The following is a 23477-nucleotide window of genomic DNA, read 5'->3' as shown; positions in this document are numbered from 1 at the left end:
ACGTTTGTTCAAAGAGGATGTTATGCGCTTACTTCACACCATGCTGCGCGTTGGCGATCTGCAACGCTCCGTTGATTTTTATACTAAAGTTCTGGGCATGCGCCTGCTGCGCACCAGTGAAAACAGCGAATATAAATACACGCTGGCTTTCGTGGGCTATACCGAAGAGAGCGAAGGCGCGGTGATCGAGCTGACCTATAACTGGGGCGTGGATAAATATGATCTGGGCGATGCCTACGGCCATATCGCGCTGGGCGTGGACGACGTGGCGGCTACCTGCGACCGTATCCGCAACGAAGGCGGCAATGTAACTCGTGAAGCCGGCCCGGTTAAAGGCGGCACCACTATTATCGCCTTTGTGGAAGATCCGGACGGTTATAAAATCGAACTGATCGAAAACAAACACGCGGGCCACGGCCTGGGCGCGTAACGCGTCGGGGTGCCTTTCCGGCACCCTTCTTTCCCCTTCCCCTGCTGCAACCCATGCCGAAATTTGCCATAATACGCGCTCAATTTTCGCCTGTGAGATCCTGATGTCCGAATCGAACGAACTTAACGCCCTCAGCAGCCGTTTTCGCGGTTTTTATCCGGTAGTGATCGATGTGGAAACCGCCGGTTTCGACGCAAAAACCAATGCCTTACTGGAAGTGGCCGCCGTCACGCTGAAAATGAACGACGATGGCTGGCTGGAGAAAGACGAAACGCTCCACTTTCACGTTGAGCCGTTCGAAGGGTCTGTTCTGCAACCCGAAGCGCTGGCCTTTAACGGCATCGATCCTGCCAATCCGCTGCGCGGCGCGGTCAGCGAGTACGAAGCGCTGCACGCCATCTTTAAAGCCGTTCGCAAAGGTATCAAAGATCAGGGCTGCAATCGTGCCGTCATGGTGGCCCATAATGCCACTTTCGATCTGAATTTTATGAACGCCGCGGCGGAGAGAGCCGGGCTGAAGCGTAATCCTTTCCACCCGTTTGTCACCTTTGATACCGCCGCGCTGAGCGGCCTGGTGCTGGGGCAAACGGTGCTGGCGAAAGCCTGTACGGCCGCCGGAATGCCTTTCGACAGCTCGCAGGCGCATTCCGCGCTGTATGATACCGTGCAGACGGCCGATCTGTTCTGTGAGCTGGTCAATCGCTGGAAACGTCTGGGCGGCTGGCCGCTGCCGGAAACGGCGAACCACGACTAAAAAAACAGGCCTGACGTATTGTCAGGCCTGACCGTTATCTTTATTCGGCGCGACGTTTTACTCTGCCGCGTCGGAAGGATATTTCTGCGCCGTCTCTTTGATCAGCTGCTGCAGTTCGCCGGCCTGAAACATCTGAATAATAATGTCGCAGCCGCCGACCAGCTCGCCGTCTACCCACAGCTGTGGGAAAGTCGGCCAGTTGGCGTATTTAGGCAGCTCAGCACGAATTTCCGGATTCTGCAGGATATCGACGTAGGCGAAACGCTCGCCGCAGGCGGACAGCGCCTGTACGGCCTGCGCGGAAAAGCCGCAGCTTGGCAGCTTCGGGGAACCTTTCATATACAGCAGAATCGGGTTTTCTGCGATCTGGCGCTCAATCTTCTCAATGGTGCTCATAAATGCCTTCCTCAATCGGCTACTTCGTGTCTGTATAGTGTAGCGAGTCTGCGAGCGTGATGAAAATGTCATTTTCAGTCGCCCGCTGACGCTACGGTCGGAAAACAAAATGTTAAAATACCATTTTCGGTCCGGCTGCGCTGCGTTAACTGTAAATATCAGCGGCAAATTTGCACAGATAACCGTTTGAACAGGCTAAATTTTACAGCTTTTACCGCTTCGCGACGATTGAAACAAAAAAGGCCTTACTTTTTAGTAAAGAGTTCGATTAGAATCGTCTTAACCGACTGCCCAGGCGCAGATCTCCTTATTTAGCCATGCTCTTGCCACTGGCGGGAGCACAAACTGTTAATGGTAAAGATGCGTTTACTCATCACTTTGCTGATGCTGGCCTTTGCCCAGCTGTTTATGTCTGTGGCGCACGCATCGCCACACGCTGCCGTTAAAGCGGACCACCACAAAGCAGACAGCGCCACGCCTGCTCGTGAAGACGATCGCCGCAAACGCCGCCCGGTGAAAACCTCTACACGTAAAGTAAAAGAAGCCAGCCCTGCCAAAAACCGTCCGCCCCTTGCTAAAAAGTTTAAGCTGCGTAAAAAAGCGCAGACCGTCGCCGCTACGCTGCCGCCTAAGAAACGCTATGGCCGTCATCGTTTGCGCAACCAGGAGGCGGAAGCCTTAACCAGCGGCTCGGCCTCGGCCCCGCTTAAGCTCAGCAAAGCGCATCGCGCCCGCTATCAGAAAGCCCGCGAAACGGCGATGAGCAAGCTGATGAACCAGCTGGGCAAGCCCTATCTCTGGGGCGGAACCTCGCCCAAGACCGGTTTCGACTGTAGCGGTCTGGTCTGGTATGCCTATAAAGATCTGGTGAAGTTTAAGATCCCTCGCACCGCTAATGAAATGTACCATCTGCGGGATGCGGCTTCGATCAAGCGCAACGAGCTGGAAAAAGGCGATCTGGTGTTTTTCAGCATCAACGGCCGCGCCTCGGCGGATCACGTTGGCGTTTACCTGGGCAACGGCAAGTTTATCCAGTCGCCGCGTACCGGCAAGGATATCCAGGTGAGTATGCTTAGCGAAGATTACTGGGAGCAGCACTACGTCGGCGCTCGCCGCGTCATGACGCCGAAAACTATCCGCTAGCCCATTCCGCAGGCTGTAGGCCCGCATCGTGCAGACGATCCGGGCCGGTTTACCGTTATTTGCGCAAAATATTCGCCTGTGCCCCTAAAACCCTCGTGTTCTGCGCCTGCTCTTGTTAGAATCCACGGTTTGTTGCGCAACAGGCATTTAGCCAACATGAGGCTCTGCTCAAGTCTGTTTCGCCACCCTGAACTCCCTCCTGGTATAACCATTCCGCAACAAATTATGCGCAACTTATATCAGGATTATCATCATTCCAGGCAATCGTTTAACAAAAAGCTTTTCAGTGACTTACTGAATAGCGCAGGAGTCTTTTTCCATGGCAACCATAAAAGATGTGGCCAGGCGCGCCGGTGTCTCAACCACCACGGTGTCCCACGTCATTAATAAAACCCGCTTCGTCGCTGAAGACACGCGGGAAGCCGTCTGGGCAGCGATCAAAGCGCTGCACTATTCGCCCAGCGCCGTGGCCCGCAGCCTGAAGGTCAATAACACCAAAACCATTGGCCTGCTGGCGACCTCCAGCGAAGCGCCCTATTTCGCCGAAATTATTGAGGCGGTCGAACACAGCTGTTTTGCCAAAGGCTATACGCTGATTTTGGGCAACGCGCATAACGAACTGGAAAAGCAGCAGGCCTATCTGTCCATGATGGCGCAAAAACGCGTCGACGGCCTGCTGGTCATGTGCGCCGAGTATCCGGATGAGCTGATTAAAATGCTGGAAGATCACCGCAACATCCCGATGGTCGTTATGGACTGGGGCGAGTCGCGCGGCGATTTTACCGACACTATTCTTGATAACGCCTTTGAAGGCGGTTATCTGGCGGGCCGCTATCTGATCGATCGCGGCCACCGCGATATCGGCGTGATCCCGGGCCATATGGAGCGCAATACCGGCGGCGGTCGTCATGCCGGCTTCCTCAAGGCGCTGAGCGAAGCGGGGATTACGCTGCGCGAAGAGTGGCTGGTTCAGGGCGATTTTGAGCCGGAATCGGGCTATCGCGCCATGCAGCAGCTGTTGGCGCAAAAACAGCGTCCTACCGCGGTATTCTGCGGCGGCGACGTAATGGCGATGGGCGCGATTTGCGCCGCAGACGAGATGGGCCTGCGCGTACCGCAGGATATTTCGGTGATCGGGTATGATAACGTGCGCAACTCGCGCTACTTTACCCCCGCACTGACCACCGTTCACCAGCCGAAAGAGCGTCTGGGCGCAACGGCCTTCAATATGCTGCTCGATCGTATTACCAGCAAACGCGAAGAGCCGCAGACGATTGAAGTGCATCCTACGCTGATTGAACGTCGCTCCGTAGCGGACGGCCCTTTCCTCGACTACCGTCGCTAAGCGCACGGGCGGCCATCCGCCGCCCGTCTTTTACGTCTCCCGCAGCCACTCGCTGTTCAGCGTTTCCGTTTCGCCTAAATAATCCAGCAGCCAGCGCAGCGCCGGCGACGCCTGCTGTTCCGACCAGCTGACGCAGCAGGGGCTGTCCGGAAAAGGCGGATCCAGCTTCAGCTCGCACAGCGAGCCGTTTTGCAGCAGCGGTTGCGCAAGATGCCCCGGCACCATGCCGACACACAGCCCGGCCAGCAGGCAATCAAATGCGCTCTCCCAGTCCGGTGCGACCAGCCGTCGCTGATTATCCAGCGTCCAGGTGGTTCTTTTCGGCAGCGCGCGCGAAGTATCCTCCAGCACCAGCGAAGGCCATTCCCGGATCGCCTCCTCACTAACCTTCTCCCTGTGTTGCGCAAGTGGATGATCCGCCTTCACCACGCAGCGCCAGTTGAGCATCCCCATATTGCGAAAGGCGAAGCGTCCACCGACCGGAATAGCCTGCGTCGCGCCTATCGCCACGTCAACCCGGCCGTCGGCCAGCGCATCCCATACGCCGTTGAATACCTCCGGCGAAAGATGCAGTTCCATATCGGGAAAATGTCGGTAAAAATCCACCACCAGCTGGCGCGTACGCGCGGTTTTAACAATGCGATCGACGGCAATATTCAGCTGGCCGCGCCAGCCGTTGGCGACCTGTTGACACTGGCGTCGTGTGGCAAGCATTTTTTTGATAACACTCCGCCCTTCCTGGATAAAGACCTCGCCCGCCGCCGTTAAGACCACGTCCCGGTGGCGCCGCTCGAACAGCGGCACCGCCAGCCATTCCTCAAGCTGGCGCACGGTATAGCTGATGGCGGACGGAACGCGATGCAGCTCCGCCGCTGCGGCGGTAAAGCTGCCGGTGCGGGCGACCGCATCAATCACCTCAAGCGAGTGTTCTGACCACATATTCTTCCTGCAAAATTTTTGAACGCAAGACGCAAATATTACCGTTTCACAACCGCTATCGCACTCTTTTACACTGCCGTCCGCTATTCACCTGATAAAAAAGAGCAAAACCTCATGCCGTCGAAAGGATTTTTACTTTACCTCGCGCTGCTCAGCGTTGCGGGTTTTCTTGCCACCGATATGTATCTGCCCGCCTTTACAGCGATGCAGCAGGATTTGCAAACCGAAGCGGGCGTAATCAGCTCCAGCCTCAGCCTGTTCCTGGCCGGGTTTGCCAGCGCGCAGCTGTTCTGGGGGCCGCTTTCCGACCGCATTGGCCGTAAGCCGGTGCTGTTAATGGGGCTGGGACTGTTTGCCGTCAGCTGCGGCGCAATGTGGTGGGCGGGATCCACCACCATACTGCTGACGCTGCGCTTTTTACAGGCGGTGGGCATTTGCGCCGCCGCCGTCAGCTGGCAGGCATTGGTGATCGACCGCTATTCCGGCGCGCAGGCCAACCGTGTTTTTGCCACTATTATGCCGCTGGTGGCGCTATCGCCGGCGCTGGCCCCGCTGCTGGGCGCCTGGCTGCTGAACCACTTTGCCTGGCGGTCGATTTTCCTGGCGCTGCTGCTGCTGGCCCTGATACTGCTCATCGCCACGCTTTTTCTGTCGACTCCTGCCCCCAAAGTGCATAAGGAAGAGGCTAAGGTGGGTTTCTTTACTCTGCTGAAGTCGCCGATCTGGAGCGGTAACGTGCTGATTTATGCCGCTTGCTCCGCCAGCTTTTTCGCCTGGCTGACCGGTTCGCCATTTATTCTGGCCGAACTGGGCATGTCGCCAGGCGATATCGGCCTTAGCTATGTGCCGCAGACGCTGGCCTTTCTCGCCGGCGGCTACGGCTGTCGGGCGCTGCTGAAGCAGACTGAAGGCGCTTCGCTGCTGCCGTGGCTGCTGACGCTGTATGCTCTCAGCGTAGGCGCATTCTTTATTGCCGCGCAGGTGGAAACCCCGTCGACCTGGGCGCTGCTGCTGCCGTTTTGCGGTATGGCGTTGGCCAACGGCGCTATCTATCCGATTGTGGTTGCGAATGCGCTGCTGCCTTTTCCGCAGGCCAGCGGTAAAGCAGCCGCGCTGCAAAATACGCTGCAGCTTGGTCTCTGCTTCGTCGCCAGCATGATTGTTTCCGGTTTTATTGCTAACCCGCTGGCCACCACGTCGCTGGTCATGCTCAGTACTGTGTTTCTGACGATTATTGGCTATATTTTACAAAGGACGACGTTAGCCAACGCTCCCCTGACCCACGCTCAGAGCCGTCGTTAACTGACTGAATCTATTTAGTTAGCGTCCTAACGATAAGGCGTTGAATATTGCCTGAGGTGAGCATATACTCATTTTCAGGCAATAAATCATAACAACTTTGTATCATTTTTTGAGTCCTGACAGGGGTGTCCGGGTGTTCTCTTTTGTGGCAGGCGTCACCCCCACTCTGTAGGCTTCAGTTCAATCCTCTGTAACGCCGGATATCAGGCGCACGGCTAAGCGTGCGTTTTCTCAAACCCTGTGGAAATTGATTATTCTTTTTCTCAGGTTTCAATCACGAAGGGTGATGGAGAAGCTATGAGTTCATCGTGTATAGAAGAAGTGAGCCTGGAAGAAAATCAGTGGTATCGAATCGCCCAGGAAATGTTGCGCAACGCGGATATCGAAATTAACGGCACCCGTCCCTGGGATATTCAGGTGACCCATCCCGATTTTTTTAAGCGCGTGATGCAGGAAGGATCGCTGGGCCTGGGCGAGAGCTATATGGACGGCTGGTGGGAGTGCGAGCAGCTCGATATGTTTTTTCACCGCGTGCTGCTGGCCAGGCTGGATCAGCAGCTTCCTCGCCACTTTAAAGATACGCTGCGCATCGCCGCCGCGCGCCTCACTAATCTGCAATCCCGCAAGCGCGCCTGGATTGTCGGCAAAGAGCATTATGATCTTGGTAATGACCTTTTTATGCTGATGCTTGATCCCTACATGCAATACTCCTGCGGCTACTGGAAAGAGGCGGAAACGCTGGAGCAGGCGCAGCAGGCTAAATTAAAAATGATCTGCGAGAAACTTCAGCTGGAACCCGGCATGTCGCTGCTCGATATCGGCTGCGGCTGGGGCGGGCTGGCGGCTTATGCGGCGCGTCATTACAACGTCAGGGTGACCGGCGTGACCATCTCCGCCGAGCAGCAGAAGCTGGCACAGCAACGTGGCGAAGGGCTGGACGTCACCATCCTGCTCCAGGATTACCGCGACCTTGATCAGCAGTTTGATCGCATCGTTTCCGTTGGTATGTTTGAACACGTCGGGCCAAAAAATTACGCCACCTACTTTAACGTGGTCGATCGCAATCTGAAGCCGGACGGCATCTTCTTGCTGCATACCATTGGTGCAAACAAAACGGACGATAATGTTGATCCCTGGATCGATAAATATATTTTTCCTAACGGCTGCCTGCCTTCCGTACGCCATATTGCCGAGGCGCACGAACCGCATTTCGTGATGGAGGACTGGCATAACTTTGGGGCGGATTACGATCTGACACTGATGTCCTGGCATCAGCGCTTTTTAGCCGCGTGGCCGCAGCTGGCGGATAAATATGGCGAACGCTTTAAGCGCATGTTCAGCTACTACCTTAACGCCTGTGCGGGCGCTTTCCGCGCGCGGGATATTCAGCTCTGGCAGGTGGTCTTTACCCACGGTAAAGAGGGCGGATTGCGCGTGCCGCACTAGCGGACAAGGTCGGCCACTAAGCCGACCTTGTTTATTACTCTTCCGGCTGAATTTCCGTCGAGGCGGCCGCCAGCAGCGCCGCTTCACGCTGTGCCAGCACGCGCTCAACGGTTTCCACAATCGCCTGAGTATGCGGATCGATTTCAATATTTACCCTGTCGCCCAGCCGCTTGCCGCCCAGCGTGGTTCTTGCCAGCGTTTCCGGGATCAGATGCACGCAGAATTTGCTTTTGGTGACTTCGCCAACCGTCAGGCTGATGCCGTCAATACCAATAAAGCCTTTGTGCAGAATATATTTCATCTGCTCGCTGTCCTGCGGCTTAAACCATATTTCGCGGTTATTTTCAGACGTCAGGATTTTGCAGATTTCGGCGGTAGTCATAATATGACCGGACATTAAATGGCCGCCGATTTCGTCGCTGAATTTTGCCGCGCGCTCTACGTTAACAATATCGCCGGGCTTTAAATCCCCCAGGTTGGTAATACGCAGCGTCTCTTTTACCAGGTCAAAACTGACACGGTTGCCGTCAACCCCGGTCACCGTCAGGCAACAGCCATTGTGAGATACGGAAGCACCCAGCTCCAGTCCCGGCAGCAGCTCGTCCGGCAGGCGAACGATGTGCGTGCGAAAATTCGGTTTCTCTTCAATTGCCAACACCTCTGCGGTGCCCTGCACAATACCGGTAAACATAATTATGACCTCGGTGGATTTTTCGCTATTCTTGTCTGATCTTAAAACTATACCAAATAGTCTTTCTCCCTTCAGTTAAAAAACAGGTGTATATGTGCAGAAGTATCTGACCGAGGCGCGTCAATTGTTGGCGCTGGCAATTCCGGTAATTTTTGCGCAGGTTGCGCAAACCGCCATGGGCTTCGTGGATACGGTGATGGCCGGCGACGTCAGCGCAACGGATATGGCCGCCGTCGCGGTCGGCACATCTGTCTGGCTGCCCGCCATTCTGTTCGGCCACGGATTACTGCTTTCGCTCACGCCGGTTGTGGCGCAATACAACGGCTCGGGCCGCCGCGATCGTATTGCTTTCCAGGTTCGTCAGGGATACTGGCTGGCCGCCTTCGCTTCCCTGCTGGTTATGGTTGTGCTCTATAACGCCGGCTATGTTATCCGTTCTATGCAAAATATCGATCCCGTGATGGCGGATAAAGCCGTAGGCTATCTTCATGCGCTGCTGTGGGGAGCGCCGGGTTATCTGTTTTTCCAGACCGCGCGCAACCAGTGCGAAGGCCTCGCCAAAACCAAGCCGGGCATGGTGATGGGTTTTATTGGGCTGCTGGTGAATATTCCGGTTAACTATATTTTTATCTACGGCCATTTCGGGATGCCCGCGCTTGGCGGCGTCGGCTGCGGTGTGGCGACGGCGTCGGTATACTGGGTAATGTTTATTGCGATGAAAATATGGGTTTCGCGCGCCTCTTCCATGCGCGATATTCGCCTGGCGGATCGGTTCAGTCCGCCCGATACCAGGGCGCTTTCCCGCCTCTTTAAACTCGGACTTCCTGTCGCGCTGGCGCTGTTCTTTGAGGTGACGCTGTTTGCCGTCGTCGCCCTGCTGGTGTCGCCAATGGGCATCGTCGAGGTGGCGGGCCACCAGATAGCGCTGAACTTCAGCTCGCTGATGTTTGTGCTGCCGCTTTCTCTTGGCGCAGCCACCACTATCCGCGTGGGTTTCCGGCTTGGCCAGGGCTCGACCGAAGGCGCTCGCGTAGCGGCATGGACGGCGCAAGGCGTGGGCATGTCGCTGTCGCTGCTGACGGCGCTGTTCACGGTGGTATTTCGCGAGCAGATCGCGCTGCTTTATAATCAGAATCCGGCCGTGGTGACGCTGGCGGCTCAGCTGATGCTGCTGGCCGCGATTTATCAGTTTTCCGATTCGATCCAGGTTATCGGCAGCGGCATTCTGCGCGGCTATAAAGATACGCGCGCCATCTTTTTTATCACTTTTATCGCTTACTGGGTGCTGGGCCTGCCCAGCGGCTACATTCTGGCGTTGACGGACTGGGTGGTGGCGCCGATGGGCCCGGCGGGCTTTTGGACAGGCTTTATTATTGGCCTGACCTCCAGCGCAATTATGATGGTCTGGCGTATTCTGCGGCTGCAGCGCCAGCCTGAAGCGCAGCTGCTGGCACGCGCAGACCGCTAACATCTTCATTTAAACCGGATGTTTAAAAATGCTGCGCTTCGCACAGTTGCGCAGCAGTCGCACCGAAAATAGCGATTTCTGCTTGCAAGCCGCCAGGGCTGTCGTTAATATTCGTCCCCGCTGTCACCCAGACAGCATGATGCGTTCTTAGCTCAGTTGGTTAGAGCACCACCTTGACATGGTGGGGGTCGGAGGTTCGAGTCCTCTAGAACGCACCACAGTGCGTCCGTAGCTCAGTTGGTTAGAGCACCACCTTGACATGGTGGGGGTCGGTGGTTCGAGTCCACTCGGACGCACCATCTTGCGTTCTTAGCTCAGTTGGTTAGAGCACCACCTTGACATGGTGGGGGTCGGAGGTTCGAGTCCTCTAGAACGCACCATCTCCTGCTTTCTCGCTAACTAATTCCACGCCGCTATTTTTTCCTGATTACTTGTTTTATCACGCTATGTACCTTCCATAACGTTTCGCTTCTGTCTGCTGCTTTTTCCCCTGGTGTCTTGCTTTACGCCGCTGCCCTTTCTCGTGCCCGAACGGCTCTTTCTGCGCCCGACCACCGCTTTTTTTTTGCGCAACAATCTGATCTGGTGCAAGCTTTCCCTCATTCCGGCCTACTTTTTAATTGGTTTTCAATGGGCTGAGTAGCTATAATACGAAACGTTGTTTCACTTGAATGGTTTCAGCGTATGGTTGGCCCTTTAGCAAAAACGATAGCTGGTTGCGCAACCGATCTTTGCGCCTGCGCCAAAACCGCGTTTAAACTTCCTCTGCACGCTTTTTTTCTGTCACCTATCCTTAAGCTGTATCGCAGTTCGCCGCTCAGGCAATCATGCTTTTCCGGCACGCACCATCAATCACCGGGATTACGCTTTATTTCATCCATCACAACTTAACAGATGACTCGTCATGAAAAAGACCAAGATTGTTTGTACTATCGGTCCAAAAACCGAATCGGAAGAAATGTTGACCAACCTGCTGGACGCGGGCATGAACGTTATGCGTCTGAACTTCTCTCACGGCGATTACGATGAGCACGGTAAGCGTATCGCTAACCTGCGCGCGGTCATGAGCAAAACCGGCAAGCAGGCCGCTATTTTGCTGGACACCAAAGGGCCAGAAATCCGTACCATGAAGCTGGAAGGCGGCGCGGACGTGTCGTTGAAAGCCGGTCAGACCTTTACCTTCACCACTGATCAGTCCGTTATCGGCAACAGCGAGCGCGTGGCGGTAACCTATTCCGGCTTCACCTCCGACCTCTCTATCGGCAACACCGTGCTGGTGGACGATGGCCTGATCGGCATGGAAGTCACCGAAGTAACCGAAAACCACGTGGTATGTAAGGTACTGAACAACGGCGATCTGGGCGAAAACAAAGGCGTAAACCTGCCTGGCGTTTCTATCCAGCTGCCAGCGCTGGCTGAAAAAGACAAGCGTGACCTGATTTTTGGTTGCGAACAGGGCGTGGATTTTGTTGCCGCCTCCTTTATCCGCAAGCGTTCCGACGTGCTGGAAATTCGCGAGCACCTGAAGCAGAACGGCGGCGAGCATATTCAGATCATCTCTAAAATTGAAAATCAGGAAGGCCTGAACAATTTTGACGAAATCCTGGACGCTTCCGACGGCATCATGGTGGCGCGCGGCGACCTGGGTGTGGAAATCCCGGTTGAAGAAGTGATCTTCGCGCAGAAGATGATGATTAAAAAATGTAACCGCGCACGTAAAGTGGTTATTACCGCTACGCAGATGTTGGACTCGATGATCAAAAACCCACGCCCTACCCGTGCAGAAGCGGGCGACGTGGCTAATGCCATCCTGGACGGCACCGATGCGGTTATGCTCTCTGGCGAAAGCGCCAAGGGTAAATACCCGCTGGAATCTGTCACCATTATGGCTACCATCTGCGAACGTACCGATCGCGTGATGAAAAGCCGTATCGACTCTCAGCATGACAGCCGCAAAATGCGCATTACGGAAGCCGTGTGCCGTGGCGCAGTAGAAACTGCCGAGAAGCTGGAGGCGCCGCTGATCGTGGTGGCAACCGAAGGCGGTAAGTCAGCCAAGTCCGTACGCAAGTATTTCCCGAACGCGACTATCCTGGCGTTAACCACTAACGAACAGACCGCGCGTCAGCTGATCCTGAGTAAAGGCATCGTGGCGTCCGTGGTAAAAGAAATCGCTTCTACCGATGATTTTTACCGTATCGGGAAAGAAGCGGCCATTGCCAGCGGCTACGGTCGTAAAGGCGATGTCGTGGTGATGGTTTCTGGCGCGCTGGTGCCAAGTGGAACCACGAATACCGCGTCTGTGCACGTTCTGTAATCAAAGATTACGCCTTGTAGTGAAAAAGCGCCCTGAGTGGCGCTTTTTTTACAGCTTAGCTCAAAGGTTTTTCTAAAAATTCCAATCGAGATTAACTATTCAATTGTGCTGTAAGGCGAGATAAGTCCGATTGAAATTGTCTGTTTTCGCTAAATTTTTTGGGCTTTTTCGTAAAGACGGTGCTTCTTTGAGCGAACGATCAAATTTAAGCACGTTCTAACCAAAAATTTATTCTCATTGGAAAAAACTTTGTGTAATACTTGTAACGCTACATGGAGATTAACTCAATCTAGAGGGTATAAATAATGAATCGTACTAAACTGGTACTGGGCGCGGTAATCCTGGGTTCTACTCTGCTGGCCGGTTGCTCAAGCAACGCTAAAATCGACCAGCTGTCTACCGACGTTCAGACTCTGAACGCTAAAGTTGACCAGCTGAGCAACGACGTGAACGCAATCCGTTCTGACGTTCAGGCTGCTAAAGACGACGCAGCACGCGCTAACCAGCGTCTGGACAACCAGGCTCACTCTTACCGTAAGTAAGAGTTCTGGTTTAAAAATGGCGCACATTGTGCGCCATTTTTTTTGCCTGCTGTCTTTATGGCTGCAGAAAGCGTTCCGGGCCGTTTATGGCTTTTTCCCCTGTGGCACCCACTTCACACGTCAATAATCGCTTAAAGCGCTTCTGAGACGCTCTCAGACGCCGACGCTTCACCCTTGTTAACCAGTACCGGCAAGCCTGCACGTCTTTTTAGTGCTTCCGTAATAACCTGTCGATCGCTCAGCGCGCTGGCCACAAATTTTTTGGTTTGCGCAGTCAGCGCAATCGGCATCGTTTGCGGATCGTCCTTCTCGCTGTGGGACAGCGGCTGATGGACTTCGATATAACGCTTGCCGTCCGGCTCTGTGGCGTACTTAACGGGCTGATTGACGATCTGCACACGGGTGCCTTCGGGCACGCTATTAAACAGGTTTTCAATATCGTCAGGCCGCAGACGGATACAGCCGGAGCTGACCCGCATTCCAATGCCGAAATCCGCGTTGGTGCCGTGGATCAGGTAGTGGCCTTTGCCATAGGCCAGGCGCAGCGCATACAGTCCCATTGGATTATCAGGCCCGGCCGGTATGGTCGTCGGCAAGGTTTTACCTTCCGCCGCGTAACGTTTGCGGATATTCGGCGTGGGCGTCCAGCTGGGATTAGGGATCTTCTGGCTGATGCGCGTCACCATCGCAGGCGTGTTGGCGCCAAGCTGGCCAATGCCTATCGGGTAAACGACCACCTTATTTTCATCTTTTGGGTAATAGTAGAGTCGTAGCTCGGCCACGTTGACCACGATCCCTTCCCTTTTGGTAGCGGGCAGCAGCATCTGCCCAGGGATAACCAGCTTCGATCCCGCTTTCGGCAGCCAGGGATCGGTGCCGGGATTGGCTTCCAGCATCCCTAACAGGCCCGTCTGGAAGTGCGCGGCAATGCTTTCCAGCGAACGCCCGTCATCGGGCACGGTATAGAGCTGGTTTTCGCCAATTAAACGGCTGTCGGCGGCGGGAAGCGGATAATCGGCCGCGCGCGCCAGAGAGAAGAAAAAAAATAACGAAGAGAGGAGTAGAGTTTTCATCTTTATTTCTCGCCAGGTAAACAACACTTCCCGTCATCATGACGGGAAGTCTGTCGAGAAGTGTAGCAACTTAGCGGCTGATACTGTCCTGCGCTTTCTGGCGAATAGCACGGATCATCGCTTCCAGACCCTGCGAGCGCGACGGCGTCAGGTGTTGGGTAAGGGCCAGCTCACTGAACCATGGCCGCACGTCAAAATCGAGAATTTCCGCTGGGGTCATCTGCTGGTAAAGCACAAACACCAGAGCAATCAACCCTTTAACGATAGCGGCGTCGCTGTCGCCCTGCAGCAGCACGCGGCCCTGTTCGTCCAGATCCATCACGATCCAGACCTGGCTCTGGCAGCCGGAAATAGTATTTTCCGGCTGGTGCAGCGAGTCCGGTAGCGCAGGCAGCTTCGCGCCCAGTTCAATCACATAGAGATACTTCTCTTCCCAGTTGGCACAGCGGGAAAAGTTGCGAACCAGTCTCTCTTTATCGGGCAGTGTTGCCATGCTGTTCTCCTTTGCCTGGACGGTTTAACCGCCCAGCAGCATATGTATACGTGTCAGGCCTGCCGCCAGGCGGTCGACCTCTTCCTCATTATTATACAAAACAAAGGAGGCACGACACATTGCCGGGACGTCGTAGTGATGCATTAGCGGCATGGCGCAGTGGTGACCGGTACGGATGGCAATACCGTAGCGATCCAGGAAGCTGCCCACGTCATAGGCGTGATGCTTGCCCAGATTAAAGGCGATAACGCCTGCACGATGCTGCGGGCCGTAAATGACCAGATCCGGCACCGAGGCCAGCTTGTCCATCGCGTAGCGCATCAGCGCCTGCTCGCGCTGCGCTATGTTATCCAGCCCCAGCGCTTCCACCCATTTCAGCGCCGCGCCAAGACCCATGATGCCCCCGGTATTCGGCGAGCCTGCTTCAAAGCGCCACGGCGCGGCGGCGTAGGTGGTGCCTGCGGTCAGGCTGACGGTGGCGATCATCGATCCGCCGCCTTCCCACGGCGGCATTTGATCCAGCATGGCTTTTCGCCCGTACAGAATGCCGATGCCGGAAGGCCCGTATATTTTATGGCCGGAGAACAGATAAAAGTCGCAGTCCAGATCCTGCACGTCAACTTTTGCATGCATCACGGCCTGTGCGCCGTCAATCAGCGTGGCGACGCCTGCGGCTTTCGCCTGCGCCACCAGTTCTTTAACCGGATTAATGGTGCCCAGCACGTTGGAAACATGGGTAACGGCCAGCATACGGGTTCGGCTGTCCATCAGTTTGGGCAGCGCGGTCAGATCCAGCTCGCCGTCAGCCGTCAGAGGAATAAAGCGCACTTCTGCACCGGTGCGCTCGGCCACCATCTGCCAGGGTACGATATTGGCGTGGTGTTCCATCTCGGTGATGATAATGTTGTCACCGGGCTGCAGCTGGCTACCGCCCCAGCTGCTGGCAACGAGGTTGATCCCCTCGGTCGTGCCCTTAACAAACACGATTTCCTCTGGCGAAGCGGCGTTAAGGAAACGCGCGGCGCGCGCGCGAACCTCTTCCATCTCCGTGGTCGCTTCGGCGCTCAGGGTATGAATACCCCGATGCACCGCCGCATAGCCATGCTCGTAGAAATGGCTTTCCGCATCGATTACCGCCTGCGGTTTCTGCGCGCTGGCGGCGCTGTCAAGATAGGCCAGCGGCTGGCCATTCACTTCTCGCGCCAGAACAGGAAAATCGGCCCTGACGCGCGTCCAGATACTCATTTGATGCCTCCGGGGAAGCGCTGTGCGATACGCTGCATCACCGCCTCCTTCAGTACCTCGTCCGTGATGGCTTCGGTAAGCTCGGCGGCAAAGGCGTAGATAATCATGCGCTGAGCAGATTCTTCGCTGATGCCGCGAGCACGCAGATAGAACATCTGTTCGTCGTCGATACGGCCAATGGTCGCGCCGTGGCTGCACTTCACGTCGTCAGCATAGATTTCAAGCTGCGGCTTGGTGTCCACTTCCGCCAGGCGTCCCAACAGCAGGTTGTTGTTGGTCATCTGGCCATCGGTTTTCAGCGCATGCTTCGCCACTTCGATCTTGCCGTTGAATACCGCGCGGGCTTTGTCACGCACGATGGTTTTATGCAGCTGACGGCTCTGGCAGTAGCCTTTGTTGTGCTCCAGATAGGTTCGGCTGTCGCACACTTCTTTCTCTACCGGCAGCATCAGGCTGTTGATCGACAGCTCGGTGCCCTCGCCGTTCAGCTGGGTGCTGGTATTGTGGCGGGCCAGCCCGCTGCCCAGCAGGAAGCTGTGGCTCTGCACCCGCGCATCACGTTCGATCAACAGATCGTTATGCGCAAAATGGTTGCTGCTTGCGTGCTCGAAAGCCAGCTTGTAGTGCGTCAGTCGCGCATTGTTGCCCACGGTCGCGGTAAAGCGAGCGCCGGTAAAGTGCGTGCTTTCATTCAGGCTGACGTAATGCTCGATAATCGTCGCCTCTGCGCCGTCGTCCAGCTGCAGATGGTGACGGTAATGCGAGGTATTCATCTCGTCCTGCGCGCTGCCGCTGCTGATATGCAGCAGGTAAACGGCGCGTTCGGCCGATTTACCGCGCGGCAGATGGATAGTGGTCACCTCTTCCGCCAGGCTTTCCGTCAGGTGCAGGAAAACTTCAGGCTGGATCGGGGCGCTCAGCTCGCGGCGGCCTGCGGCAATCTGAATATCAAACAGATCCCAGCTGCTGTCGCTCAGCTGCGCGTTGAAACGGCCATCGACGAAAACCAGTTTAATCGCGTCGATATTCAGCGCCAGCGCGGCAACGTCCGCTGCGCTCAGCTCGGCGGCCGTCGGCAGCACGAAGTTGTGCGCCAGCAGGCCATCCAGCGGCGTATATTTCCAGTTCTCATGCTTGCGCGTCGGCAGCCCTAAACGCAGCACCTGCTGCCAGTGCTGCTGAGCCTGCAAAGAACGCTGCTCGCCCTGGGTCTCGAACAGGTGATGCCACTGCTGCAGGGCGTTTTCACTATTCCTGTTCGGTAAGCCAGCCATAGCCTTGCTCCTCCAGTTGTTTCACCAGCGAGAAGTCGCCTGATTTCACAATTTTCCCCTGATAGAGCACGTGTACAAAGTCAGGCTTGATGTAGTCCAGGATACGCTGATAGTGCGTGACGATGATAAAAGCGCGCTTGCCGTCACGCAGCGTGTTAACGCCGTTTGAAACGATTTTCAGCGCATCGATATCCAGACCGGAGTCCGTTTCATCAAGGATGCAAAGCTCCGGCTCCAGCGCCGCCATTTGCAGAATGTCGTTGCGTTTTTTCTCACCGCCGGAGAAGCCGACGTTGACCGACCGGGTCAGCAGATCTTCCGGCATTTTCAGCAGGTGAATTTTATCTTCGATAAAGTCCTGGAAGTCGAAACGATCCAGCGATTCCTGGTCGCGATATTTACGCACGGCGTTGACCGCCGTTTGCAGGAAAAACTGGTTACTGACGCCAGGGATTTCCACAGGGTACTGGAAAGCCATAAAGATGCCTTCGCCCGCGCGATCTTCCGGCGACAGCTCCAGCAGATCTTTTCCTTTGAACTCAATGGAGCCGCCGGTGATTTCATACTCTTCGCGGCCTGCCAGCGTTGCGGAAAGCGTACTTTTGCCCGAGCCGTTCGGCCCCATAATCGCGTGGACTTCGCCCGGCTTAACCTCAAGGTTCAGGCCGCGCAGGATCTCTTTGTCTTCGATACTTACCTGTAAATCTTTAATGCTTAACATAATCTTTCCTGGGCAATACCTCTCGGCATTGCGCAAAATGAATAAGCAGCGGGGATCAGCCCACGCTGTGTTCGAGGCTGATCGCCAGCAGTTTTTGCGCTTCCACCGCAAATTCCAGCGGCAGCTCGGAGAAAACGTCCTTGCAGAAGCCGTTGACGATCATGGAGATCGCATCGTCTTCGCTGATGCCGCGCTGCAGACAGTAGAACAGCTGATCTTCGCCAATGCGCGAGGTCGTCGCCTCATGTTCCAGCTGCGCGGTGTTGTTGCGCGCTTCCACATACGGGAAAGTATGCGCGCCGCACTCTGCGCCAATCAGCATGGAGTCGCACTGCGTAAAGTTACGGGCGTTGGTCGCCGTCGGCATAATTTTTACCAGGCCACGATAGGTGTTCTGGCTTTTACCCGCCGAAATCCCCTTGGAGATAATGGTGGATTTGGTGTTTTTGCCGATATGGATCATCTTGGTGCCGGTATCGGCCTGCTGATGTCCGCTGGTCAGCGCCACCGAGAAGAACTCGCCCACGGAGTTGTCGCCGCGCAGGATCACGCTTGGATATTTCCAGGTGATCGCCGAGCCGGTTTCCGACTGCGTCCAGGACATCTTGCTGTTTTCGCCTTCGCACAGCGCACGCTTGGTCACGAAGTTGAGGATGCCGCCTTCCGCTTCGCCGCCGGCGAACCAGTTCTGTACGGTAGAATATTTTACTTCCGCATCTTTATGGATGATGACTTCTACTACCGCCGCGTGCAGCTGATAGCTGTCGCGTACCGGTGCAGAGCAGCCCTCGATATAGCTGACGTAGCTGCCTTCATCGGCAATCAGGATGGTGCGCTCGAACTGGCCGGTTTTCGCCGCGTTGATGCGGAAATAGGTGGACAGCTCCATCGGGCAGCGCACCCCTTTCGGGATGTACACAAAGGTGCCGTCTGACGCTACCGCCGAGTTCAGCGCCGCGAAGAAGTTATCGTTTGCCGGCACCACGGTGCCCAGATACTGTTTTACCAGCTCAGGGTGATCGTGGATCGCTTCGCCAAAGGAACAGAAAATAATGCCCTGCTCCGCCAGCTTGCCGCGGTAGGTGGTTGACACCGATACGGAGTCGAAAATGGCGTCTACGGCCACTTCCTGCCCTTCACGCACCGGCACGCCCAGCTGTTTAAAGGCGTTTTCCACTTCTTCCGTCAGGTAGTTCGGCGCCGCGGCGCCGGAAGTCTGCTGGGCACCAGGCTCTGAGGCGCAGCTGTCATCGCAACTGCCGCAGGACGGTGCGGAATAGTAGCTGTAATCCTGATAGTTCAGTGACTTATAGTTAGCTTTCAGCCAGTGCGGCTCTTCCATCTCCAGCCAGGCCGCGTAGGCTTTCAGGCGAAAATCAAGCATCCACTCCGGCTCATTGCGTTTAGCAGAGATCGCACGCACTACATCCTCGTTGATGCCGTTAGCGAACTCCTCGGTTTGCAGCTGAGTGAAGAAGCCTTCCTTGTACTTCTGGCGGCTTCCTTCCCAGACCTGCACGTCGTCTGATGTATCAGTATTTCGGGACATAAAATTTACTCAACGCCAAAGCTCTCACCACAGCCACAGGCGTGTTGAGCTTTAGGATTATTAAATTTGAAAATCTGGTTCAGGCCTTCACGAACGAAATCGACTTCGGTTCCGTCGATAAAAGGCATAGCCTGCAGCGGCACATAAAGGTTCGCACCGTTATGGGTAAACACTAAATCATCTGACGCAGGCTCTTTAATCAAATCCATGGTGTAGCCGAATCCGGCGCAGCCGGATGTCTTAACGCCCAGCTTTAAACCCTTAACGTGCGGGTCGCTGGCGGACAGCGCGATGATTTGCTGTGCGGCGCTGTCGGTAAGCGTCAGTCCTTTCCAGACGAAATCGTCCGGCGAAAAAGAAGCGGTGGTTGCTGATGGCATAACATTACCTCGCGAGTCGGTAGCCCTGCGGGCTGATACCCCTATGTTAGTGATAATGATTGTCTCTTCAACCTCTTGTTTTGCAGGGATTAAGGCCAACCGGACTTTTTTGGACCTCTTTATTCAGTTTAGACCCTGTGAAGAGGTTTGCGATGTGTGTCACGCAGTGATTTAACGAAATGGTAACACATTGAAAAGCAGCCAGTAAATATCAGCCGCGCTGCGCTAAGCAGGAATAATAGTTATTTTACTCCTTTCATCCTTAACGCGTATTGTTATTACCAATTTATCTGAGAGGCAGCATAAATCGATAAAAATTCTTTGCGCCAGCGTTGAATAATGCGCCAGTTATAATATGATAATGATTATCATTAGCGTGAATGGGTCCCGGAATGAATCTGACGATGAGTGCCTGGCTGCAACATAAAATTGATGAATACAAGTTTTCCATCCGGGATATCACCGTTGATTACTATATGGCGCAGGCCAAAGTGGATCGGCCTGAATGCACCCTGGAACAGCTGCGCAAATTTAACGACACCTGTCTTGATATGGCCGAACTCTGCCAGCTAAACGGCGACGACCAAAGCTATCTGCACGCGCTCGGCAGGCTGCATCAACGTCTTTTGCAGGAATTAGGCAATACCGAGCGGGAATGTCTCTTCCGTATGCAAGCCTGGCAGCTGGCGCGCCACTCGCTTACCCGTCTGTGCCATCAGCTTGCGCTGAGCGGCGAATGGGATAAGGCGACCGCGCTGCAAAATGAGTTTATGCGCAAAGCCTCGCGAATTATGTAGCTCGCCGCCAGAGCAGACCATTATACCCTGGCGGCATGAAGATAGCTGCTCTGGCATGACCGAACGCTGCTTAAATCAGCTCCAGCAGCGCCTGCAAGGGATGCCGCATGCCGTTACCCTCGATGCGTTTCACCTGGCTGCGGCACGAATAGCCGGTTGCCAGGCAGCGTTGACGCGGCAGTTTTTGCAGCGCCTGATGCCATGACAGCTCATAAATACCCAGCGAGTTAGCCAGATTTTTGGTTTCGTGCCCGTACGTACCCGCCATACCGCAGCAGCCTACGCTGACGTTTTCCAGTTTTGCGCCAAAGCGTGCGAATATCCCTGCCCACTGCTGGCTGGACGCGGGAAGCGCAGTGACTTCCGTACAGTGGCCGAACAAATACCAGGCTTCGCCGCTTTGCGGGACGGGCTGGCGCTCCGGCAGCGCATTTTGCAGCCATTCATGCACCAGCTGCACGTGGAAGTCACCCCGTTTTTCGCCAAGGATCTCCTTGTATTCGTCGCGGTAGCAAAGCACCAGCGCCGGATCGACGCCGACCATCGGCAGCCGGAGTTTCGCCACGCGATTCAGGAAATCCGCCGTTTTTTGTGCGGTTCTGGCGAAGCGCTGTAAAAAGCCTTTGATATGCTGCGCCTTGCCGTTGGGCGAGAAAGGCAGCACCACAGGCCGATAGCCAAGCTTCGAGACCAGCATCACAAAATCGCTGACCAGCCTGGCTTCGTAATAGCTGGTAAACGGATCCTGCACGATCAGCACATGCTGCGCGCGCTGCGTTTCGCTCATCGCCTCAAGCTGCTCCAGGGTAGTGGTCACCGCCCGCTGACCGGTCAGCTGCTGCTTCAAATTGGGCGAGGAAAGCAGCGGCAGATCGACCATGCCGATATGATCCTTACTCAGTTCGCGCACCAGCGGCTGGCGTAAAAAGAAGTTAAAGAACGTGGGCGCTTTCGCCATCAGCGGCGCGTAGCTTTCCACGCCGGCGACCAAATAATCGCTCGCCGGACGCAGATAGCGGGTGTGGTAAAGCTGCAGGAAACGGGAACGGAAGCCGGGCACATCAATTTTTATCGGACACTGGGTGGAACAGGCTTTACAGGCCAGGCAGCCCGACATTGCCTCTTTCACCTCGTGCGAGAAATCATACTCGCCGCGCTTCGCGTGCCAGCTGTTGCGGGTGCGCTCGATCATGCCGCGCAGGCTGACTTTTGCCTGCGGCAGCGAGCGTTCCAGCGCCAGCGGATCGACGCCCTGCTCCGCCAGCAGCCGCAGCCATTCGCGGGTCAGCGTGGCGCGGCCTTTCGGCGAGTGAATACGATTGCCGGTGATTTTCATCGACGGACACATTGGGCTGCGCACGTCAAAATTAAAACACAGGCCGTTGCCGTTACACTCCATTGCGCCGCGCCAGTCGCTGCGCACGCTGACCGGAATTTGACGATCGAAGGTGCCGCGCTTCACCGCATCCACTTTCATCATCGGCTCGTCAACCCCCAGGGGCGCGCAAATTTTGCCCGGATTAAGCCGGTTGTCAGGATCGAAGGCCGCCTTGATGCGGCGCAGGTCGTTATATAACGCTTCGCCAAAAAAAGCCGGGCTGTATTCGGCGCGGAAGCCTTTGCCGTGTTCACCCCACAGCAGGCCGCCATAGCGCGCCGTCAGCGCCACCACCTCGTCGGAGATTTGCTTCATCAGCATTTCCTGCTGCGGATCGCACATATCCAGCGCGGGCCGCACGTGCAGCACGCCCGCATCAACATGGCCAAACATGCCGTAGCTCAGGTTGTGGCTGTCCAGCAGCTGGCGGAACTCGACGATATAGTCCGCCAGATGCTGCGGCGGCACGCAGGTATCCTCGACGAAAGGGATCGGTTTGGCGCGGCCTTTGGCGTTGCCGAGCAGCCCGACCGCTTTTTTACGCATGGCGTAGATGCGCTCTATGCCGCCAATATCGTTGCACAGCTGATAGCCGATAATGCCCGCCTCGCCGGCCGCCATCAGGCTTTCCAGCCGCTGGCACAGCGAGGCGACCTGGTCGTCGATCAGCGCCTTATCGTCTCCGGCGAACTCAACAATATTCAGCCCCAGCATCTCCTGATTCGGCACGTCGGCGATCAGCTCGCTGACCGAATGCCAGACGATATCTTCCCGAGCCAGATTCAGCACTTTTGAATCAACCGTTTCTACCGACAGCGCCTGCGCCTCCACCATAAAAGGCGCGCTGCGCAGCGCCGAATCGAAAGAATCATATTTGATATTGACCAGCCGCCGCACTTTAGGGATCGGCATGATGTTCAGGCGGGCTTCGGTAATAAAAGCCAGCGTGCCTTCTGCGCCGCAAAGCAGCCGGGTTAAATCTACCTGCTGCAAATCGTCGCTGATGGCGTGGCGCAGATCGTAGCCGGTTAAAAAGCGGTTGAGCTTGGGAAACTTCTCAACAATAAGGTCACGACGATCGCGGCAGCATTCCAGTACCGTGCGATAGATTTCGCCCTCGCGCGTTTGCTCTGCCGCCAGCTGCTCCGCCACGCCTGTCGGGATCGCCCGCGTATCCAGCAAGTCGCCGCCCAGCAGCACCGCGCGCAGCCCTGAAACGTGATCGGAGGTTTTGCCATAAACCAGCGAGCCTTGTCCTGACGCATCGGTATTGATCATGCCGCCCAGCGTGGCGCGGTTGCTGGTGGAGAGCTCCGGCGAGAAGAAGTAGCCCAGCGGCTTCAGGGCGGCGTTGAGCTGGTCTTTGATCACCCCCGCCTCCACTTTTACCCATCCCTGTTCCACATTGATGTCCAGAATGCGGTTCATATAGCGGGACATATCGACCACGATGCCCTGATTCAGCGCCTGGCCGTTGGTACCGGTGCCGCCGCCGCGCGGCGTAAAGACCAGGCTTCGATAGCGCGCCTCGCCTGCCAGACGAGCAATCAGCGCAACATCGGCCGTAGATCGAGGGAACAGCGCCGCATCCGGCAACAGCTGGTAGATGCTGTTATCGGTGGACAGGGTAAGACGATCGGCATAGCTGGTAGCGGTATCACCGGTAAAACCCTGCTGCTCTAACGCCTGCAAAAAATTCAGCACCAGTTGAACGAGGCCCGGCGCCTGAGAAATCTGTGGGATCATTATCGTGTGACCAGGTTGTGTTTGAGGTGTAACGTTTGCTCTTTCTTA

The 23477-nt window shown here is 55.7% G+C and carries 21 protein-coding genes and 3 tRNA genes; 13 read left to right on the top strand and 11 right to left on the bottom strand.

Annotation, left to right across the window (positions count from 1 at the left end):
- Window positions 1-22 precede the first annotated feature (22 nt).
- Together gloA and rnt are read left to right on the top strand one after the other, a co-directional pair.
- Complete coding sequence (gloA, locus tag EGK14_RS14455) at window positions 23-430, top strand: lactoylglutathione lyase (protein WP_125289789.1); 408 nt, start codon at window positions 23-25, stop codon at window positions 428-430.
- A 103-nt stretch (window positions 431-533) separates the two neighbouring features.
- Window positions 534-1184, top strand: a complete 651-nt coding sequence (gene rnt, locus EGK14_RS14450) for a ribonuclease T (protein WP_125289788.1) — start codon at window positions 534-536, stop codon at window positions 1182-1184.
- A gap of 57 nt (window positions 1185-1241) precedes the next feature.
- Here rnt and EGK14_RS14445 read toward each other — a convergent pair whose 3' ends face one another.
- On the bottom strand, window positions 1242-1580 hold the full coding sequence (locus tag EGK14_RS14445) for a Grx4 family monothiol glutaredoxin (protein WP_125289787.1): 339 nt from the start codon (window positions 1578-1580) through the stop codon (window positions 1242-1244).
- Window positions 1581-1940: 360 nt separating this feature from the next.
- Between EGK14_RS14445 and EGK14_RS14440 the strand changes: the two genes are divergently transcribed.
- Window positions 1941-2723 (top strand): C40 family peptidase, encoded by a 783-nt coding sequence (locus tag EGK14_RS14440; RefSeq protein WP_125289825.1) that lies wholly within the window; start codon window positions 1941-1943, stop codon window positions 2721-2723.
- Between the two features lie 319 nt (window positions 2724-3042).
- Entirely contained in the window at window positions 3043-4068 is a 1026-nt protein-coding gene (purR, locus tag EGK14_RS14435) for an HTH-type transcriptional repressor PurR (RefSeq protein WP_125289786.1), read from the top strand.
- Between the two features lie 30 nt (window positions 4069-4098).
- On the opposite strand, the gene punR is transcribed toward purR, so the two are convergent.
- Window positions 4099-5007, bottom strand: a complete 909-nt coding sequence (punR, locus tag EGK14_RS14430; RefSeq protein ID WP_125289785.1) for a DNA-binding transcriptional activator PunR — start codon at window positions 5005-5007, stop codon at window positions 4099-4101.
- 114 nt (window positions 5008-5121) lie between these two features.
- Between punR and punC the strand changes: the two genes are divergently transcribed.
- A complete protein-coding gene (gene punC, locus EGK14_RS14425) occupies window positions 5122-6309 on the top strand; it encodes a purine nucleoside transporter PunC (RefSeq protein WP_125289784.1) in 1188 nt (395 codons plus the stop codon).
- 297 nt (window positions 6310-6606) lie between these two features.
- Window positions 6607-7755 (top strand): cyclopropane fatty acyl phospholipid synthase, encoded by a 1149-nt coding sequence (cfa, locus tag EGK14_RS14420; RefSeq protein WP_125289783.1) that lies wholly within the window; start codon window positions 6607-6609, stop codon window positions 7753-7755.
- A 34-nt stretch (window positions 7756-7789) separates the two neighbouring features.
- Here cfa and EGK14_RS14415 read toward each other — a convergent pair whose 3' ends face one another.
- Entirely contained in the window at window positions 7790-8446 is a 657-nt protein-coding gene (locus tag EGK14_RS14415) for a riboflavin synthase subunit alpha (RefSeq protein ID WP_125289782.1), read from the bottom strand.
- A 94-nt stretch (window positions 8447-8540) separates the two neighbouring features.
- Here EGK14_RS14415 and EGK14_RS14410 point away from each other — a divergent pair, with 94 nt between their 5' ends.
- From EGK14_RS14410 to EGK14_RS14385, 6 genes are all read left to right on the top strand, one after another.
- Window positions 8541-9914: an MATE family efflux transporter gene (locus EGK14_RS14410; RefSeq protein ID WP_125289781.1), complete on the top strand. Its 1374-nt coding sequence runs from the start codon at window positions 8541-8543 to the stop codon at window positions 9912-9914.
- A 141-nt stretch (window positions 9915-10055) separates the two neighbouring features.
- A tRNA-Val gene (locus tag EGK14_RS14405) sits at window positions 10056-10132 on the top strand.
- Between the two features lie 4 nt (window positions 10133-10136).
- Window positions 10137-10213, top strand: a tRNA-Val gene (locus EGK14_RS14400).
- Window positions 10214-10217: 4 nt separating this feature from the next.
- Window positions 10218-10294, top strand: a tRNA-Val gene (locus EGK14_RS14395).
- Between the two features lie 524 nt (window positions 10295-10818).
- Window positions 10819-12231 (top strand): pyruvate kinase PykF, encoded by a 1413-nt coding sequence (gene pykF / locus EGK14_RS14390; RefSeq protein ID WP_125289780.1) that lies wholly within the window; start codon window positions 10819-10821, stop codon window positions 12229-12231.
- A 305-nt stretch (window positions 12232-12536) separates the two neighbouring features.
- On the top strand, window positions 12537-12773 hold the full coding sequence (locus tag EGK14_RS14385) for a major outer membrane lipoprotein (protein WP_016169824.1): 237 nt from the start codon (window positions 12537-12539) through the stop codon (window positions 12771-12773).
- 131 nt (window positions 12774-12904) lie between these two features.
- Here EGK14_RS14385 and EGK14_RS14380 read toward each other — a convergent pair whose 3' ends face one another.
- From EGK14_RS14380 to sufA, 7 genes are all read right to left on the bottom strand, one after another.
- Entirely contained in the window at window positions 12905-13846 is a 942-nt protein-coding gene (locus tag EGK14_RS14380) for a L,D-transpeptidase family protein (RefSeq protein WP_125289779.1), read from the bottom strand.
- A 70-nt stretch (window positions 13847-13916) separates the two neighbouring features.
- Window positions 13917-14339 carry a cysteine desulfuration protein SufE gene (gene sufE, locus EGK14_RS14375; protein ID WP_125289778.1) on the bottom strand — a complete coding sequence of 141 codons (423 nt, stop codon included), beginning with the start codon at window positions 14337-14339 and terminating at the stop codon, window positions 13917-13919.
- Between the two features lie 24 nt (window positions 14340-14363).
- Window positions 14364-15584 (bottom strand): cysteine desulfurase SufS, encoded by a 1221-nt coding sequence (sufS, locus tag EGK14_RS14370; RefSeq protein WP_125289777.1) that lies wholly within the window; start codon window positions 15582-15584, stop codon window positions 14364-14366.
- The gene (gene sufD / locus EGK14_RS14365) at window positions 15581-16858 is read right to left on the bottom strand and encodes a Fe-S cluster assembly protein SufD (RefSeq protein ID WP_125289776.1); all 1278 of its coding nucleotides are present in this window, start codon (window positions 16856-16858) and stop codon (window positions 15581-15583) included. Before sufD ends, sufS begins: the two co-directional genes overlap by 4 nt.
- The gene (gene sufC / locus EGK14_RS14360; RefSeq protein ID WP_125289775.1) at window positions 16833-17579 is read right to left on the bottom strand and encodes a Fe-S cluster assembly ATPase SufC; all 747 of its coding nucleotides are present in this window, start codon (window positions 17577-17579) and stop codon (window positions 16833-16835) included. Before sufC ends, sufD begins: the two co-directional genes overlap by 26 nt.
- Window positions 17580-17634: 55 nt before the next feature.
- Entirely contained in the window at window positions 17635-19128 is a 1494-nt protein-coding gene (gene sufB, locus EGK14_RS14355; RefSeq protein WP_125289774.1) for a Fe-S cluster assembly protein SufB, read from the bottom strand.
- 5 nt (window positions 19129-19133) lie between these two features.
- Window positions 19134-19508, bottom strand: a complete 375-nt coding sequence (gene sufA / locus EGK14_RS14350) for a Fe-S cluster assembly scaffold SufA (protein WP_125289773.1) — start codon at window positions 19506-19508, stop codon at window positions 19134-19136.
- Window positions 19509-19900: 392 nt separating this feature from the next.
- Here sufA and EGK14_RS14345 point away from each other — a divergent pair, with 392 nt between their 5' ends.
- Window positions 19901-20305 (top strand): hypothetical protein, encoded by a 405-nt coding sequence (locus EGK14_RS14345; RefSeq protein WP_125289772.1) that lies wholly within the window; start codon window positions 19901-19903, stop codon window positions 20303-20305.
- 70 nt (window positions 20306-20375) lie between these two features.
- On the opposite strand, the gene EGK14_RS14340 is transcribed toward EGK14_RS14345, so the two are convergent.
- Complete coding sequence (locus EGK14_RS14340; RefSeq protein ID WP_125289771.1) at window positions 20376-23429, bottom strand: FAD-binding and (Fe-S)-binding domain-containing protein; 3054 nt, start codon at window positions 23427-23429, stop codon at window positions 20376-20378.
- Window positions 23430-23477: the final 48 nt, after the last annotated feature.

This window comes from Erwinia sp. 198 (assembly GCF_003937915.1).
GTDB lineage: Bacteria > Pseudomonadota > Gammaproteobacteria > Enterobacterales > Enterobacteriaceae > Erwinia > Erwinia aeris.
This window is presented reverse-complemented; position numbering and strand designations above follow the sequence as displayed.

Bases quoted from the DNA above. Each gene is read 5' to 3' on its own strand.
- gloA (WP_125289789.1), top strand. From the start codon at position 23: ATGCGCTTACTTCACACCATGCTGCGCGTTGGCGATCTGCAACGCTCC.
- rnt (WP_125289788.1), top strand. From the start codon at position 534: ATGTCCGAATCGAACGAACTTAACGCCCTCAGCAGCCGTTTTCGCGGT.
- EGK14_RS14445 (WP_125289787.1), bottom strand. From the start codon at position 1,580: ATGAGCACCATTGAGAAGATTGAGCGCCAGATCGCAGAAAACCCGATT.
- EGK14_RS14440 (WP_125289825.1), top strand. From the start codon at position 1,941: ATGCGTTTACTCATCACTTTGCTGATGCTGGCCTTTGCCCAGCTGTTT.
- purR (WP_125289786.1), top strand. From the start codon at position 3,043: ATGGCAACCATAAAAGATGTGGCCAGGCGCGCCGGTGTCTCAACCACC.
- punR (WP_125289785.1), bottom strand. From the start codon at position 5,007: ATGTGGTCAGAACACTCGCTTGAGGTGATTGATGCGGTCGCCCGCACC.
- punC (WP_125289784.1), top strand. From the start codon at position 5,122: ATGCCGTCGAAAGGATTTTTACTTTACCTCGCGCTGCTCAGCGTTGCG.
- cfa (WP_125289783.1), top strand. From the start codon at position 6,607: ATGAGTTCATCGTGTATAGAAGAAGTGAGCCTGGAAGAAAATCAGTGG.
- EGK14_RS14415 (WP_125289782.1), bottom strand. From the start codon at position 8,446: ATGTTTACCGGTATTGTGCAGGGCACCGCAGAGGTGTTGGCAATTGAA.
- pykF (WP_125289780.1), top strand. From the start codon at position 10,819: ATGAAAAAGACCAAGATTGTTTGTACTATCGGTCCAAAAACCGAATCG.
- EGK14_RS14385 (WP_016169824.1), top strand. From the start codon at position 12,537: ATGAATCGTACTAAACTGGTACTGGGCGCGGTAATCCTGGGTTCTACT.
- EGK14_RS14380 (WP_125289779.1), bottom strand. From the start codon at position 13,846: ATGAAAACTCTACTCCTCTCTTCGTTATTTTTTTTCTTCTCTCTGGCG.
- sufE (WP_125289778.1), bottom strand. From the start codon at position 14,339: ATGGCAACACTGCCCGATAAAGAGAGACTGGTTCGCAACTTTTCCCGC.
- sufS (WP_125289777.1), bottom strand. From the start codon at position 15,584: ATGAGTATCTGGACGCGCGTCAGGGCCGATTTTCCTGTTCTGGCGCGA.
- sufD (WP_125289776.1), bottom strand. From the start codon at position 16,858: ATGGCTGGCTTACCGAACAGGAATAGTGAAAACGCCCTGCAGCAGTGG.
- sufC (WP_125289775.1), bottom strand. From the start codon at position 17,579: ATGTTAAGCATTAAAGATTTACAGGTAAGTATCGAAGACAAAGAGATC.
- sufB (WP_125289774.1), bottom strand. From the start codon at position 19,128: ATGTCCCGAAATACTGATACATCAGACGACGTGCAGGTCTGGGAAGGA.
- sufA (WP_125289773.1), bottom strand. From the start codon at position 19,508: ATGCCATCAGCAACCACCGCTTCTTTTTCGCCGGACGATTTCGTCTGG.
- EGK14_RS14345 (WP_125289772.1), top strand. From the start codon at position 19,901: ATGAATCTGACGATGAGTGCCTGGCTGCAACATAAAATTGATGAATAC.
- EGK14_RS14340 (WP_125289771.1), bottom strand. From the start codon at position 23,429: ATGATCCCACAGATTTCTCAGGCGCCGGGCCTCGTTCAACTGGTGCTG.